The sequence below is a fragment of the Actinoplanes sp. NBC_00393 genome (assembly GCF_036053395.1).
Taxonomy (GTDB): Bacteria; Actinomycetota; Actinomycetes; order Mycobacteriales; family Micromonosporaceae; genus Actinoplanes.
This window is the reverse complement of sequence record NZ_CP107942.1, coordinates 393,048-407,184: the sequence shown is the minus strand read 5'-3', so window position 1 is coordinate 407,184 and position 14,137 is coordinate 393,048. Positions and strand designations below refer to the sequence as shown.

Below are 14,137 nucleotides of genomic sequence, written 5' to 3'. Positions count from 1 at the left end.
AGCGCAACGACCGCCCAGGGTGCGCTGGCGCGGCGCACCCCGGTGGCGGCGCTGAAGAGCTCCCGGCGTCGAGGTATCGCCGTCCGCCCGACGCCGGCAGTCGTCCGCAGCCCGCCCCGACCGATCACGGCCCGGCAGCCGGGCGGGCCGGCTTCTGGCGCCGCGCCGCGGCACGGGCACGGGCACGGGCACGGGCACGGGCACGGGCACGGGCACGGGCACGGGCACGGGCACGGGCACGGGCACGGGCACGGGCACGGGCACGCCGGCATTTTCCGAAACCACGGACACCCGCAGCACGGTGAGAGGGTGGTTCGGTGGTCTTCGCGTTGATCTATGTGTTGGGTCCGGTTGGGGATCATTCCAGAGGTTTGTCATAGATGGTGATCACTCGAAGGATTGAAAGGTGAGCCTCGATCGCGACCGGGAGATCATGGCAGCGTTGCGCTGGTCATGAGTGATCGACAGCGGTATCCGAGCGACGTGACCGACGCGCAGTGGGACCTGATCGGGCCGTTTTTGCAGGCGTGGCAGGCGAAACGCGTCTCGGTGACCGGCCAACAGGGCGGCGGCTACGAGTTGCGGGAAATCGTGAACGCGATCCTCTACCAGACCCGGACCGGCTGCCAGTGGGCCTATCTGCCGCACGACCTGCCGCCCAAATCGGCGACGTACTACTACTTCGCGTTGTGGCGTGACGACGGTACTGACCAGGCGATCCATGACCTGCTGCGCTGTCAGGCGCGAGAGAAGGCCGGCCGCGCCGAGGACCCGAGCGCCGTCGTGCTGGACACCCAGTCGCTGCGCGCCGCCAACCACGTCCCGGCGGCGACGACCGGTAAAGACGCCGGCAAGAAGGTCCCCGGCCGCAAACGAGGCCTGGCCGTCGACGCCCTTGGCCTGATCATCGCCGTGGTCGTGACCGCCGCGTCGATCAGCGACAACGTGCTCGGCATCAAGCTGCTCGACAAGATCGCCGAACACACCCCCACGGTGACCCGAGCATGGGTCGACGCCGGGTTCCAGCAGGACTTCGCCCTGCACGGCGCGGTTCTGGGCGTCGACGTCGAGGTCGTCAAACGATCCGACACCACCGCCGGGTTCGTGCCGGTCAAGAAGCGGTGGATCGTCGAGCAGGTCAACGGCACGTTGATGCTGCACCGGCGGCTGACCCGCGAATACGAAAGCCGACCCGAGTCATCGGTGTCACGCACCCTCTGGGCCTCGATGGCCAACATCGTGCGCCGACTGACCGGCACCAGCACCCCGACCTGGCGGTGAACCCGCCAATGAACATCACCACGATCCTCGACCTGATCGCCATCCGCGAAGCCGCCGCCAACCAAACTGCCACCGGCCTGCGAGAACAGATCACCGCCCTGACCGCGCAACTCGCGCAGACCGACACCGAACTCGCCGACCTCGCCACGACCCGCACCACCCTGCAAGCACTCACCGCAGCCGAGTTCACCGCCGAGGACCCGACCATCGCCAGCACGCCCTACCAGCAGATCCTGGCAGTCCTGCACGCCGCGCCCGCCGGCATGCGGGCCAAAGACATCTGCCTCGCCGTCGGCGTCGACCCCGCACCCAGCCACGTCGAAAGCGCCCGCGCCCGCCTCAAACGCATGGTCAGCCGCAACATCCTCACCGAAAACGAACCCGGAGTATTTGCCCTACCCGAGAAACGGACCTAAGCCCTCAAACCGGCCTCTGAGCGCTGCGACGCTCCTGGCGGATCAGTTGGTGACAGCGCCAGCGCGCGGCTGAGGCCGCCATGCCGACCCGTTCGATCACTCAGCCGCCCGCCAGCGTTGCCTCCCAGGCGGTAGGACAGCACCACCGCACGGCCGACCGATCAACGGAGCCCGAAACTAGGCCCCAGCCGCCCGGCAGCGACGTCACCCCCCTCGACCAAGGTCGTCCGCCTGCCATAACTCCCAGCTGAGCCATCATTTGCGGGCTTTTGGATCATCCGGCTGGGAGGTGCGCACCTTTCCGGCCGGTGGAGGCAGCCGCAGTTCCCAGCCGGCGCTCGGGAAACGGCCTTTGGGGCCACCCGGCTGGGAGTTACGGCTGCCGGGTGATCCACAACGCAACCACCGCCCGCCGGGCGATCCACAACGCAACCACCGCCCGCTGGGTGATCCACAACGCGACCACCGCCCGCCGGCGCGTTTTCCCGACTGATTGTGGAGGTAGAGAGCGATGCCGAATGGCAGCCGGGCAACCCGGCTGACTATCAGGGCTGGTTGCGGAGGCGGGAAACGCCCCTGCGCGACAGCTGGATCGGGTCTGCCCGGCTGTACCGAGACGACGCCGGCCAGCGGGCGGACCTCGATCGCGGAAGCTGTCTACGCCGGGGGTAGTGGGAGCAGAGCCAGGGGCACGTGGTGCTGGCCCGCATGGATGTCGCGGTCGTGGAGGCTGCCCTGGACGACCGGGCGCGGGAACGAGATCTTGACGACGTTCAGCGAGGGGATCCGGAAAAACTGGACGTTCTCCGTCGGCACCCCGTACAGGCCGGCGATCACCTCGGGGTTCAGGAAGCCGGCGTCGGCGACCACCGCGTAGGCGGCGGCGTCGCGGGCGAAGACCTCCATCGTGACCCAGAACGGGCCGGCGTTCTTGGAGCGCACTTCAAAGGCAAGATCAGCCACGGTACGCGTCATCGCGGGCCTCCGATGCGAAACAGGCTGGTCGGTGAGTCGACTTCGATGGCGTGGTTGAGGACGAACTCGTACGCCGCGCCGCGTTCGGTCTCGGCGGGTGAGGTGGCGAAGGCGAGGCTGGGCAGGTAGTCCATGTCCGGGGTGGGCAGGTGCAGCATCAGCGGGTTGGCGATCTTCGCGATGGCGGTGGCGGTCTGCTGGTCCGCGGCCTGCACCAACAGCATCACGCCTACCTCGCGGGGTGGGCCGGTGTCCGGTTCCAGGTCGCCGAGGATGGCGTCGTGGCCGTACAGGCGGATGTCGACGGTGTAATCCACCGGGCCGAGCGCTTCGAAGACCCACTCGGTGATCATCTTGCGGAGCAGCGCGGCCCACGTGGTGATCTGGCCGAGGATGTGCGGGTCGCGGATCGCGGTGAACGACATCGTCTGGTACCCGGTGATCCGGGCGCCCTCGAGTTTGATGGTGTGCTGCGGCGCGAGCTCGAAGCGGGAGCCCTCCACCCGGACCCGCCGGTCGTCCAGGGCCGTGTAGACCGCACCGGTGACGTCGATGGTGCCGGCCGGCTCACGCATGGTGAACGGGTTGACCGTCTCGTAGAGCATGTGCGCGGCGACCGAGGTGGGGGTGCAGGCGACGTCCGGGTCGAGCGGCTCGATGATGAAGCCGGTGGCGTCGATGGTGGCCAGCACCCCGCCGGCGCGCGGGTTGGTGGTGCACTGGCCACCGCACTCGACGATCTTGGCGGCGTGCCAGGTCGGCCCGGCCGGCATGCCGTGCAGCAGCGGGTAGGCGGCGGCGACGGCGGTGTCGGTGGCCCGCCCGGCCAGGACCACGTCGGCTCCGGCAGCCAGCGCCTCGGCGATCGGCTCGTGGCCCATCATCCCGACGATGTTGGTGCAGCTCTCCAACGTTTCCGCGGCGAGCGCACCAGCAGGCGGCAGCGGCCGGATCCGGCCGAGGTCCAGGTCGGCGGCCCGCAGCGAGCTGTAGATGGTGGCCACCCGCAGGTTCAGCCCCTCGGCGGCGAGGATCTCGCGGGTGATGCCGGCGACCCAGTCGACGCCGGAGTCGGTGCCGCTGGTCCCGCACGAGCCGATGACCAGTGGAATCCCGGCCGAAGCCGCGGCGCGCAGCAGCAGCACCCGCAGGTCCCGGGCCACCGCGGCGGCCGCGGTCTTCGCCGTGCCCGACCCGAGGTAGTAGGGGCCGGAGTCGGTGGAGCCGCCGTCCACCGCGATGACGTCGGCGCCGAGGGCGATTCCACGCTCGACGGTCGCGGGCGGGAAACCGGCGCCGAGCATGCCGCTCGGCACGAGTACTCGTACAGATCTCATGGTCTTCCGTTCTTGCTGGAAAGCTCGGGATTGCCGGCCAGGGCGGCGACGAGTTCGCGGGCGCCGTCGAGCCCGGCGTTGCGGCGGGCCTCGGCGGTCTGCCCGGCCATGTGTGAATAGACGGTGATGCCGTCGACGCCGCGCAGGACGCTGTCGGCGGGCAGCGGTTCGACGTCCACCACGTCGAGGGCCGCGCCGGCGATGCGGCCCTCGCGGACCGCCGAGGCGAGGGCGGCTTCGTCGACGATCGGTCCGCGCGCGGTATTGATCAGGTGGGCGCCCGGTTTCATCCGGGCCAGCGCGGCGGCGTCGATCAGGTGCCGGGTGCGCTCGGTCAGCGCGGTGTGCAGGGAGACGAAGTCGGCGGCGCCGAGCAGCTCGTCGAGCGGCACGAACCGGACCGGCGTCTCGCCGCGCTTCCCACCGGGACGCCGCTGGTGCACAGCACGGTCATGCCGAACGCACCGGCGAGCGGCGCCACCAGCCGCGCCGCCGCGCCCCAGCCGATCAGGCCGAGCGTCTTGCCGCGCAGCTCGAAGCCGTCGCGGCGCGGCCAGGTCCCGGCGGCGACCCCGGCGGCCATCGGCGCCAGGTTCCGGGCCTGGGCCAGGAGCAGCGCGACGGTGTACTCGGCGACCGCGTTGGCGTTGATGCCGGGCAGGTTGCTGACGCTGATACCGAGCCGGGTGGCCGCTTCGACGTCGACCGAGTCGTAGCCGACGCCGGTGCGCACGATCGCGCGCAGGTCCGGCGCCGCGGCCAGCACCTCGGCGGACATCGGCTCGTTGGCGATCAGCGCGCCGGTCACGCCGCTCAGAGCGGCGATCCGGCTGGAAGGCGCCAGATTCCACAGGGCGACCGCCGCGTTGATCGAGAAGCCGGCGGCGCCGGCGGCGCCGATGCAGAGGAGCACGATCGTGGCGGTCGGGGTTCGCACGACGGTCGCGGCGGCCAGCGCGCCGGCGAAGACCGCCATACCGACAGCGATCGTACGCAGCCGCCCGAACCGCTCCGCCGCGAGCGCGACCGGATAGGCGGCGAGGAGGAACGCGACCCCGCTGGGCAGGGTCAGACCGCCCGCCTCGCCGCGGGACAGGCCGAGAGCCTCCATCCCGTACGGGGTCATCAGCGACCGCGACGCGAACCACGCCCCGCCGAACAGGAAGACGGTCAGCAGCAGGAGCACCCGCCGCCGGTCGCTGCTGGTAACCAGTTCGACGACGACCGTCCAGAGCGGCGAGCGGGTCTCCGCGCGACCGGCCTGCGCGTCTTCGGCGAGCGCCGCCTGATAGGCCGGGGACCGGCTGTCGCGGACCTTCGCGACCAGCACTGCGGTGGCAACCAGCATGATCACCGCGGGAATGACGAAGGCGGCCCGCGGGTGCTCGTCCACCACGAACAGGCTGATCAGGGACGCCACGATGATGGTCAGCGAGGCGGCGATCTTCACGACCGCGTTGGTCCGGCCGCGCCGCTGCGGCGGGATGAAGTCCGGTACGAGCGACTCGGCCAGCGGTCGCATGGTGTTGGCGACCAGCGCGTAGCAGACCATCACCGCGATCAGCGTGATCGCCGACGTGGTCCAGGGCAGCAGCAGGAAGAGCAGCGCGGCGAGCGGCATGCCGATCGCGAGGTACGGCATACGCCACCCCCACCGGGTCCGGGTGTTGTCGGACCGGTTGCCGATCCACGGCTGGACGAAGATGCCCAGCAGGTTGTCCATGCCCATCAGCACCCCGACGAGCGCCGCGCTGGTGACGTGCTCGCGCAGCAGGACGGGCACCTGGTTGTCGTAGAAGTTCATGACCGTTGCCGAGACGCTCGCCGACCAGGCGTACCGTCATGTCCGCACCGCCATCGCCACCGGTGAGCTGGCCCCCGGGGAGAAGGTGACTGAACGCGGCATGGCCGAGCGGCTCGCAATCAGCCCGACCCCGGTCCGGGAGGCGCTGCGCCGCCTGGAGCTCGACGGGCTGATCGAGCGGATCGGGCCGCGTACGGTCCTGGTCGCCGCGATCCGCGACGCCGCCATCGACGACCTCGCCGAGGTGGAGGTCGGCCTGCGCGGCCTGGTCGCCCGGTTCGCCGCCCGGCACGCCACCCCCGCCCAGCTCGACGCCCTCGACGCGATCCTCGACCGGGCCGACGATCTGCTGATCCTGCTCAAGGAGCGCAGCCCCCAGGGCCGGCCCACCGACCGTCACCTCACCGCCCTGCTCGACACCATGCAGGAGTTCAACGACACAGTGGACGCCTGCGCGCACAATCCGGTCCTGGTGCGGATGCTCGAGCAGAGCCGGGTGTTCAGCCGGCCGCAACGGCGGGAACTGTTGCTGCGACGGGTGGCCGAGGACGACACCTTCGGCCTGGAGCGCTACACCAGCCACCGCGCTCTGGTCCGGGCCCTGCGCGCCGGCGACGAGGTCACCGCGGAACACATCGCCATCGAGGACTCACAGGGCGGCCTCGCGGCATTGAGGGAGGACCGATGAACTCGTACCGGATCGCTGTCATTCCCGGCGACGGCATCGGCAAGGAGGTCGTTCCGGCCGGTCTGGAAGCGCTCGACGCCACCGCCGGGCGGTTCGATCTGCGGTTCGATTTCGAGCAGTTCGACTTCGCCAGCGCGGAGTATTGGCAGCGGCACGGCACGATGCTGCCCGCCGACTGGGAGCAGACGCTGCGCGGGTTCGACGCCATCTTCTTCGGAGCGGTCGGCTGGCCCGAGGTGGTGCCCGATCACGTCTCGCTGTGGGGCAGTCTGCTGCAGTTCCGGCGTACCTTCGATCAGTATGTGAACCTGCGCCCCTGCCGCCTGATGCCCGGCGTGCGCAGCCCGCTGGCCGGGCGTGAGCCCGGCGACATCGACTTCCTCGTGGTGCGGGAGAACACCGAGGGTGAGTACTCCAGCGTCGGCGGGCGGATCTTCGAGGGCACCGAGCGCGAGACCGTGCTGCAGGAGACCGTGATGACCCGCATCGGCGTCGACCGTGTCCTGCGCTACGCCTTCGACCAGGCACAACGCCGCCCGGCGAAGCATCTGACCTCGGCCACCAAGAGCAACGGCATCTCCATCTCGATGCCGTACTGGGACGAGCGCGTCGCCGAGATGGGCGCGGGCTTCCCGGACGTCCGGGTCGACAAGTTCCACATCGACGCCCTCGCCGCCCAGTTCGTGCTGCACCCCGACCGGTTCGACGTGGTCGTCGCCAGCAACCTGTTCGGCGACATCCTGTCCGACCTGGGCCCGGCCTGCACCGGCACGCTCGGCATCGCCCCGAGCGCGAACATCAACCCCACCGGCGACCACCCGAGCCTGTTCGAGCCGGTGCACGGCTCCGCCCCGGACATCGCCGGCCGCGGCATCGCCAACCCGGTCGGCCAGATCTGGTGCGGCTCGATGATGCTGGACCACCTCGGCCACCCCGACGCCGCCGCCCACCTGCTCGGCGCCATCGAGGACGTCCTGGCCGAGGGCCCTTCGCAGGCGCCGCTCACCCCCGACCTGCACGGCACCGGCACGACGGCCGAGCTCGGCCACGCGATCGCCGAACGAGTCCGGGAACGCGCCCTCGGCTGAGGGCAACCGAAACGCGCGCGCCGGTCTTCATGGGTGAGAGCGAGGACGGCTCAGGGAGCGCGTGACCCCCGGGAGCCCGGGTGCCAGCATGCCGAGGGCGCCCGCGGCGAGCGTACCGATGATCGATGTGATCAGGGCGAGCCGCTGTCCGCGCAGGAGAACGTGCTGAACCTCGCGCTCGCCGACCTCGTCGGCGATCCAGGCCTCGACGGCGCCGGTGGGGATCTCGCCGAGGAAGCAGGTGATCTCCAGGACCGTGCCGACCGCCACCGGTTGGAAGGGGGACAGGCCGGCAGCCTGGACCGGGTAGACGAGCAGCAGGGTGAAGGCGAGCGCGAGGAGGAAGCCGGAGCTCGCGGTGAGCAGGTAGTACACCCCCGCTGATCATCGCGCACGGCGCATTTGTCACACCCGGGCGGTGGTCTCCACGAACGGATTCGGGACCGGGCGGCCGAAGTGGTAGCCCTGGGCGTACTCGTAACCGAGTTCGCGCAGGTAGGCGGCCTGGTCGGCGGTTTCCACGCCCTCGGCTACGGCGCGCAGGCCGAGGCCGTTGCTGACGTGGATGAGGGCGTCGACGATGACGGCGCGCCGGCCGGGGGTGATCTCGTCGACGAACGACTTGTCCACTTTCAGCACGTCGACCGGGACGGTGCGCAGCAGCCCGAGCGACGAGTGACCGGTGCCGAAGTCGTCGAGGGCGATCCGGATGCCGGAGCGGTGCAGCGTCTCGACCGCCTCGACCGCGGTCCGGCCGGCGAACAACGCGGTCTCGGTGACCTCGACGAGCAGGGCGTTCGGGTGCACGCCGGCGTCGGCCAGGATGCCGGCGACGACGTCGGGGAAGCCGGGTTCGTTGAGCTGGCGGGCCGAGACGTTGACGCTGACGTACTGCGGGGCGCGGTCGCCGAGCTCGCGGCCCCACGTGGCGAACTGCCGGCAGGCGGTCCGCATCACCCATTCGCCGAGTTCGACGATCAGGCCGTTGTCCTCGGCGACCGGGATGAACGCGGCCGGGCTGACCGGTCCGCGGACCGGATGTTCCCAGCGCACCAGGGCCTCGACCGCCGCGACCCGCGCGTCGCGCAGCTCGACGATCGGCTGGTAGACGACGCGGAAGTCACCGTCGTCGAGGCTGTGCCGCAGGTCCGCACCGAGCCGTTCGGCGGCCTCGGCCCGTTCGTCCAGCTCGGCGCTGTAGTTGACCAGCTGACCGCCGGACGCCTTGGCCGCGTACCGGGCGGTGTCGGCGCGGCGGACCAGCTCGGTTGCGCCGATGTCGCCGGTGGCCTCGGCGACGCCGAGCCGGGCGTTGAGCAGCAGCTCGTGCTCGCCGGCGTGCACCGGGTGGCGCAGCATCTCGGTCAGCCGGGCGGAGACGGCGTCACCGTCGCCGGGCAGGGTGTCGCAGACCAGTACGGCGAACTCGTCGGCGCCCATCCGGGCCACCACGTCGCCTTCGCGTACGCATTCGCGCAGCCGCCCGGCGACCGCCACCAGGGCCTGGTCGCCGACCGCGCGGCCGAGCCGGTCGTTGATGTGCTTGAACCCGGCCAGGTCGATCATGACGAGGTGGCAGGTGCCCTCCCCGACCGCCGTGGCCGCCCGCCGTTCCAGGTCGCGGCGGTTCGGCAGGCCGGTCAGGTCGTCGCACATCGCCAACTCGCGCAGCTGCCGAGCCTGGCTGTCCACCCGGGCGATGTAACCGGACATCCGCGTCGCGACCAGCACGAACAGCGCCATCGAGCCGAGCGCGACCGCGCCCCAGCTGAGCCGTCCGCCGCCGTCGTTCTCGCCCTGGACCAGCAGGATCGCCGGGACCAGCAGCATCGAGGCGGTCAGCACGACCAGGCGGCCCCGGCCGAGGCTGTCGCCGTCGGCGAGCACCGGCCGGCTCATCGACGGGTGCAGCGCGGCCGCGGCGAACAGGGCGTACGCCATCAGGTACCCGCCGAAGACCAGCTGCGACCCTTCGGCGAACACCGTCGGCAGCAGCGCGTAGACGACGTTGCAGAGCAGGGTGATCGCGCTGCCCGCGGTGAGCAGCCAGAGACTGGCCGTCCGTGACCCGCGGCGCAGCAGGATCGGTGCGATCACCGCGCAGAGCAGGACACCGACCGTGAGGTTGCCGGCGGCGACCAGGCGGGCGGCCGGGGACATCGAGCGGTCGGTCATGACCGGCTCGATCAGGAACGTCCAGTAGACGATGCCGACCGCGACGCCAATGATCGCCGAGTCGATCACGTTGCCGGACCGGGCGGCGCCGCGCTCGCGGGTGAGGCGGAACAGTGCCACGGTCAGCAGGGGGTAAGCGCTCAGGTAGAGGGCGTCCGCCAGGGACGGGTACGACACGCTCTGCTGGATCAGCGCGAACCAGGCGTAGACCAGATCGCCGACCGCCCAGAGGGCGATGCCGCCGGCGAAGAGGTACCACATATTGCGCGACGCCGGCCCGTGGGCGCGGGCGCCGGCGATCATCAGCGCGCACGAGCCCACCGAGATGGCGGTGGAGACGGCAACGGACAGCCATCCGTACGGCAGCAGTGTGAAGACCACCGCGGCGGCGATCCCCGAGGCCAGCCACACCCGCCACCACGGGCGGAGCCGGAAGTCCGTCACACTTTGTCTTTTCGGCGGATGATCCGCGAAGTTGAGGCGTACGCCCTCAAGCCGGCCTCGCCGCTGCCGAAGAAGCGGGTGCGATGAAACTGACGACACCGCGCCCCGCCCGGTTGATCACGCGCGCCTGCCTCGGCCTGTTCGCCGTGGCCGCGGCGTGGTTCGCGGTCAACCTGATCCATCCGGCCGGGCCGCCGGTCCTGCTGTGGCTGACCATCCCGTTCTACGGGCCGCTGGTCGCTGCGGTCTTCTGGCTCACCGCCCGCAATCCGGCGCTGCCGGCACCGACCCGGCGGTTCTGGCGGCATCTGTCCGCCGTGCCGCTGCTGATCGGCGCCGGTCAGACCGCGCAGGCGGTGGACGTCCTGGTTCATCCGGGTGCGCGGGCCTCGTACACCGGGCCGTTGATGTTGATCTTCGATGGTGTCGGCCTGCTGGTGCTCAGCTATGCGCTCAGCCGGCTGCCGGTCGGCGGCGAACAGCGCGGCGCGCTGGCCCGGGTGGTTCTGGATGCGGGCAGCGTGGCGCTGGCCGCGGCCGTGTTCATCTGGCATTTCGGCACCCGGCCGGCGCTCGCCGCCGGGATCAGCCCACCGGTGATCACCTCGCTGATCCTCGCGGTGCTGGCCATCATGGCGGTGTTCGCGCTGGCCAAGGCGGTGCTGGCGGACTTTTCGGCGATCGACGGCCGGGGTCTGCGCCTGCTCGCGGTCGGCGTGCTCGTCGGCGCGCTCGCCCCGATGCTGCAGCCCGTGCTGGCCGGCGTCGACGAGCGGCTCTACATCGCCCAGGTGCACCTGCCCGCCGTCTTCTGCCTGGCGGCGCTGTCGGCCCAGGCGCAGTGGCGGAGCCAGGCGGCGGCCCGCGGGGCCCGCAAGCGGCGGCGCTCGTACAGTCTGCTGCCGCATCTGGCGGTGGTGGCGGTCGACGGGCTGCTGCTGTGGGAGGCCTGGACCGGCGGCGACGACCTCGCGGTCGTGGCGACCTGCGCGGTGGCGCTCACCGCGGTGGTGACGAGCCGGCAGATCTCGGCGCTGCGCGACAACAACCGGCTGCTCGCCCAGGTGAACCACGCGGCCTCGCACGACGCGCTGACCGGCCTGGCCAACCGGGCGCTGTTCCAGCAGCGCCTCACCGAGTCGCTGGCCGCGCCGCACGCCGGCCCGGTGACCGTGGCGCTGCTCGATCTGGACGGGTTCAAGCAGGTCAACGACACGTTCGGGCACGAGGCCGGTGACGCGCTGCTGACCACGGTCGGTGAGGTGCTGCGCGACTGCGTCCGGCCCGGGGACACCGCGGCCCGGCTCGGCGGGGACGAGTTCGTGCTGGTCCTGCCGGACACCGGGCAGGACGAGGCAGCCCGGATGGCCGAGACGATCGGCGCGGCGTTGCGGCGGGACGCGCTGCGTGTCCGCGCCAGCATCGGGCTCGCCTGCGGCGTCGCCGGCGAGGATCCGGACGAGCTGCTGCGGAGGGCGGACGCAGCGATGTACGCGGCGAAGAAGATCTCGGGTACGGCGTACCAGCACGCCGCCTGACCGATGCCGGCTGGTTGACAGACATCCCATGATCTTTGATGTCAAGCGGCAAGTTGTTGATCTTGTTGATGGTGTGTCCAGGCGGTGTGTTCGTCGTACGGGGTGCCGGTCTTGAGGCAGCCATGCAGAATCCCGACGAGGCGGTTGCCGAGCTGGCGCAGCGCGGCGCGGTGCCCGATGCCGCGCGTGCGTTGCTGGTCGTAGTAAGCGCGGGCGCCGGGTGAGGCCTTCAGCGCGGCGAAGGCCTGCTGGCCGAGGGCATCGATGAGCCGGTCGTTGTGGACGTAGCGGGCGAGCACGATCTTCTTCTTGCCGGATGCCTTGGTGATCGGGGAGGTCCCGGCGTAGTTCTTGCGGGCCTTGGCATCGGAGTAGCGGGTCTTGTCGTCGCCGAACTCGGCGAGCACCCGGGCGCCGAGGATGCCACCGAGGCCGGGCTGGCTCAGGTAGACCTCACCGTCCGGGTGCCGGCCAAAATGCGCCCCCACCTGCTGTTCCATCATGTCGATCTGGGTGTTGAAGGTGGTCAGGATCGCGACCTGGGCCTGCACGGTGACCGCGTAGGCGCCGGCGACCACGCTCGGCTGGGCCAGCTGCGGTGTCCGTAACACCTCCTGGATCTTGGCCACCTTGCCGGGTATGCCCCGGCGGCGCGCGCGGCGCAGCGCCGTGGTGATCTGCTCGTCGTCGAGTGCGGCAGCGGTGACCGGGTCCGGTGCCGCCGCCAGCAGTTCGAGGGTGTCCGGGGCGTCCAGGTCGTCGAAGGCGGTCACCGCGGCGGGGAAGAAGTCCAGCAACGCCCGCCGCAGCCGCAGTGTGTGCCGGGTCCGTTCCCAGATCAGCGTCTTGTGCGCCCGGGTCACCACTTTGATCGCCTCGGCCAGGTCACTGTCCCCGGCGACCGGCCGCAGCTGATGCCGGTCGGTACGCACCATGTCGGCCAGGGTGTGCGCATCGGCCGGGTCGCTCTTGGCCCCGGACACGCTGTGCCGTTCCCGGTACCGGGCGACCCGCAACGGGTTGATCGCGTACACCTGATAGCCGGCTGCGAGCAGCGCCTGCACCCATGGCCCCCGCTCGGTCTCGATCCCGACCACGACCTCGACCGGCTCGTCGTCGTCGCCGACGTGCTGGCCGATCATCGCGTGCAACCGGGAGATGCCCGCGATCCCCTCCGGCAGGCGGGCCCTGCCCAACCGGCGACCGGCCTCGTCCTGCACCTCCACATCGTGGTGATCCTCGGCCCAGTCGTCCCCGACCAGCAGCAACAACGCCTCGTCCTCCCTGTTCACGGCCGATCCGTAGCAGCCTGCGGGAGCACTACCGCAACCTAATGATCAAGTGCTCACGCCAAAGCGCAGCGGGCACGACATCCCATCAGCGGTCTGGTCTCCCAACCACCAGGCAGGGGCACGATCTGTCAATAGGACTCGACGTCCTGGGCTAAGCAGTGCTCACCTGCCGGCGGCTACCGGCACCGAGTCTGACTCACGCCGACCCGGTAAATCTCATTAGGGCTGTTAGCGAGGCCCTCGAACAGCCCTGTTAACCAGCCGCATTGCGAACGGCCCTGTCAACCAGCCGCGATGCGCAGGTCGGCCTCGATGGCGGCGGTGGCGGCGAGCAGCGGCGGCAGAAGGCGTTCGCGGATGTCGTCGACGGTGGCGCGGGCGGCGTGCACCGAGACGTTGACCGCGCCGGTGGCCGCGCCGCTGCGGTCGCGGATCGGGGCGGCGATGGCCCGCAGGCCCTCCTCCAGCTCCTGGTCGACGATCGAGTGGCCGGTCTCGCGTACCCGGTCCAGCTCGGCGCGCAGCGCGTCCGGCGTACAGATGGTGCGGTCGGTGAGCGGCTCCAGCTTGGCCCGTGTGAGGTACGCCTCAAGCTCGGCCGGTGAGAGCGCGGCCAGCAGGACCCGGCCCATCGAGGTCGCGTACGCCGGAAACCGCGTCCCGACGTTGATCGCGACCCGCATGATCCTGCTGGTTGGGACACGGGCCACGTAGACGATGTCGTCACCGTCGAGCACCGACATCGACGACGACTCGCGGACCTGGGCGACCAACCGCTCCAGGTGCGGCTCGGCGACCTCGGGTAGCGAGAGGCTGGACAGGTACGAGTACCCGAGCTCCAGGACGCGCGGGGCCAGGGAGAACAGCCGCCCGTCGGTCCGCACGTACCCCAGATCGGTCAGAGTCAGCAGAAATCGGCGTGCCGCGGCGCGGGTCAGACCGCAGGCCCTGGCAACGTCACTGAGGGTCAATTCGCGATGTTGTGCGTCGAATGCGCGGATCACCGCGAGCCCCCGCTCGAGCGACTGCACGTAGTACGGTTCCCGCGGCATCAGATGATCGAAAGCAATCGTTGACGTGACACGGGGCACATCATAGC

The 14,137-nt window shown here is 70.6% G+C and carries 13 protein-coding genes; 5 read left to right on the top strand and 8 right to left on the bottom strand.

Annotation, left to right across the window (positions count from 1 at the left end):
- Window positions 1-453 precede the first annotated feature (453 nt).
- Both OHA21_RS01805 and OHA21_RS01800 read left to right on the top strand, forming a co-directional pair.
- The gene (locus OHA21_RS01805) at window positions 454-1,281 is read left to right on the top strand and encodes an IS5 family transposase (RefSeq protein ID WP_328460648.1); all 828 of its coding nucleotides are present in this window, start codon (window positions 454-456) and stop codon (window positions 1,279-1,281) included.
- Window positions 1,282-1,289: 8 nt separating this feature from the next.
- The gene (locus tag OHA21_RS01800; RefSeq protein ID WP_328460650.1) at window positions 1,290-1,697 is read left to right on the top strand and encodes a hypothetical protein; all 408 of its coding nucleotides are present in this window, start codon (window positions 1,290-1,292) and stop codon (window positions 1,695-1,697) included.
- A 657-nt stretch (window positions 1,698-2,354) separates the two neighbouring features.
- On the opposite strand, the gene OHA21_RS01795 is transcribed toward OHA21_RS01800, so the two are convergent.
- Genes OHA21_RS01795 through OHA21_RS01780 form a run of 4 tightly spaced genes read right to left on the bottom strand, consistent with a single transcriptional unit; the run spans window position 2,355 to window position 5,813 of the window.
- Window positions 2,355-2,672, bottom strand: a complete 318-nt coding sequence (locus OHA21_RS01795) for a DUF4387 family protein (protein ID WP_328469424.1) — start codon at window positions 2,670-2,672, stop codon at window positions 2,355-2,357.
- The gene (locus OHA21_RS01790; RefSeq protein WP_328469422.1) at window positions 2,669-4,009 is read right to left on the bottom strand and encodes an acyclic terpene utilization AtuA family protein; all 1,341 of its coding nucleotides are present in this window, start codon (window positions 4,007-4,009) and stop codon (window positions 2,669-2,671) included. Before OHA21_RS01790 ends, OHA21_RS01795 begins: the two co-directional genes overlap by 4 nt.
- On the bottom strand, window positions 4,006-4,401 hold the full coding sequence (locus OHA21_RS01785; protein WP_328469420.1) for an NAD(P)-dependent oxidoreductase: 396 nt from the start codon (window positions 4,399-4,401) through the stop codon (window positions 4,006-4,008). Before OHA21_RS01785 ends, OHA21_RS01790 begins: the two co-directional genes overlap by 4 nt.
- Complete coding sequence (locus tag OHA21_RS01780) at window positions 4,344-5,813, bottom strand: MFS transporter (RefSeq protein WP_328469418.1); 1,470 nt, start codon at window positions 5,811-5,813, stop codon at window positions 4,344-4,346. The genes OHA21_RS01785 and OHA21_RS01780 overlap by 58 nt, the downstream gene beginning before the upstream one ends.
- On the opposite strand from OHA21_RS01780, the gene OHA21_RS01775 reads away from it, so the two are divergent.
- Both OHA21_RS01775 and OHA21_RS01770 read left to right on the top strand, forming a co-directional pair.
- Window positions 5,812-6,501 (top strand): GntR family transcriptional regulator, encoded by a 690-nt coding sequence (locus OHA21_RS01775; protein ID WP_328469416.1) that lies wholly within the window; start codon window positions 5,812-5,814, stop codon window positions 6,499-6,501. The genes OHA21_RS01780 and OHA21_RS01775 overlap by 2 nt on opposite strands.
- The gene (locus OHA21_RS01770; protein WP_328469414.1) at window positions 6,498-7,589 is read left to right on the top strand and encodes a tartrate dehydrogenase; all 1,092 of its coding nucleotides are present in this window, start codon (window positions 6,498-6,500) and stop codon (window positions 7,587-7,589) included. Before OHA21_RS01775 ends, OHA21_RS01770 begins: the two co-directional genes overlap by 4 nt.
- Window positions 7,590-7,616: 27 nt before the next feature.
- Here the strand turns inward: OHA21_RS01770 and OHA21_RS01765 are convergent, their stop codons facing one another.
- Together OHA21_RS01765 and OHA21_RS01760 are read right to left on the bottom strand one after the other, a co-directional pair.
- Window positions 7,617-7,964, bottom strand: coding sequence for a hypothetical protein (locus OHA21_RS01765; RefSeq protein ID WP_328469412.1), 348 nt, complete (start codon window positions 7,962-7,964; stop codon window positions 7,617-7,619).
- Between the two features lie 30 nt (window positions 7,965-7,994).
- Window positions 7,995-10,208 (bottom strand): putative bifunctional diguanylate cyclase/phosphodiesterase, encoded by a 2,214-nt coding sequence (locus OHA21_RS01760; RefSeq protein WP_328469410.1) that lies wholly within the window; start codon window positions 10,206-10,208, stop codon window positions 7,995-7,997.
- A gap of 83 nt (window positions 10,209-10,291) precedes the next feature.
- Between OHA21_RS01760 and OHA21_RS01755 the strand changes: the two genes are divergently transcribed.
- A complete protein-coding gene (locus OHA21_RS01755; RefSeq protein ID WP_328469408.1) occupies window positions 10,292-11,746 on the top strand; it encodes a GGDEF domain-containing protein in 1,455 nt (484 codons plus the stop codon).
- 41 nt (window positions 11,747-11,787) lie between these two features.
- Here OHA21_RS01755 and OHA21_RS01750 read toward each other — a convergent pair whose 3' ends face one another.
- Both OHA21_RS01750 and OHA21_RS01745 read right to left on the bottom strand, forming a co-directional pair.
- Window positions 11,788-13,014 carry an IS110 family transposase gene (locus OHA21_RS01750; protein ID WP_328478252.1) on the bottom strand — a complete coding sequence of 409 codons (1,227 nt, stop codon included), beginning with the start codon at window positions 13,012-13,014 and terminating at the stop codon, window positions 11,788-11,790.
- 305 nt (window positions 13,015-13,319) lie between these two features.
- On the bottom strand, window positions 13,320-14,090 hold the full coding sequence (locus OHA21_RS01745) for an IclR family transcriptional regulator domain-containing protein (RefSeq protein ID WP_328469406.1): 771 nt from the start codon (window positions 14,088-14,090) through the stop codon (window positions 13,320-13,322).
- Window positions 14,091-14,137: the final 47 nt, after the last annotated feature.

Bases quoted from the DNA above. Each gene is read 5' to 3' on its own strand.
- OHA21_RS01805 (WP_328460648.1), top strand. From the start codon at position 454: ATGAGTGATCGACAGCGGTATCCGAGCGACGTGACCGACGCGCAGTGG.
- OHA21_RS01800 (WP_328460650.1), top strand. From the start codon at position 1,290: ATGAACATCACCACGATCCTCGACCTGATCGCCATCCGCGAAGCCGCC.
- OHA21_RS01795 (WP_328469424.1), bottom strand. From the start codon at position 2,672: ATGACGCGTACCGTGGCTGATCTTGCCTTTGAAGTGCGCTCCAAGAAC.
- OHA21_RS01790 (WP_328469422.1), bottom strand. From the start codon at position 4,009: ATGAGATCTGTACGAGTACTCGTGCCGAGCGGCATGCTCGGCGCCGGT.
- OHA21_RS01775 (WP_328469416.1), top strand. From the start codon at position 5,812: ATGACCGTTGCCGAGACGCTCGCCGACCAGGCGTACCGTCATGTCCGC.
- OHA21_RS01780 (WP_328469418.1), bottom strand. From the start codon at position 5,813: ATGAACTTCTACGACAACCAGGTGCCCGTCCTGCTGCGCGAGCACGTC.
- OHA21_RS01770 (WP_328469414.1), top strand. From the start codon at position 6,498: ATGAACTCGTACCGGATCGCTGTCATTCCCGGCGACGGCATCGGCAAG.
- OHA21_RS01755 (WP_328469408.1), top strand. From the start codon at position 10,292: ATGAAACTGACGACACCGCGCCCCGCCCGGTTGATCACGCGCGCCTGC.
- OHA21_RS01745 (WP_328469406.1), bottom strand. From the start codon at position 14,090: ATGCCGCGGGAACCGTACTACGTGCAGTCGCTCGAGCGGGGGCTCGCG.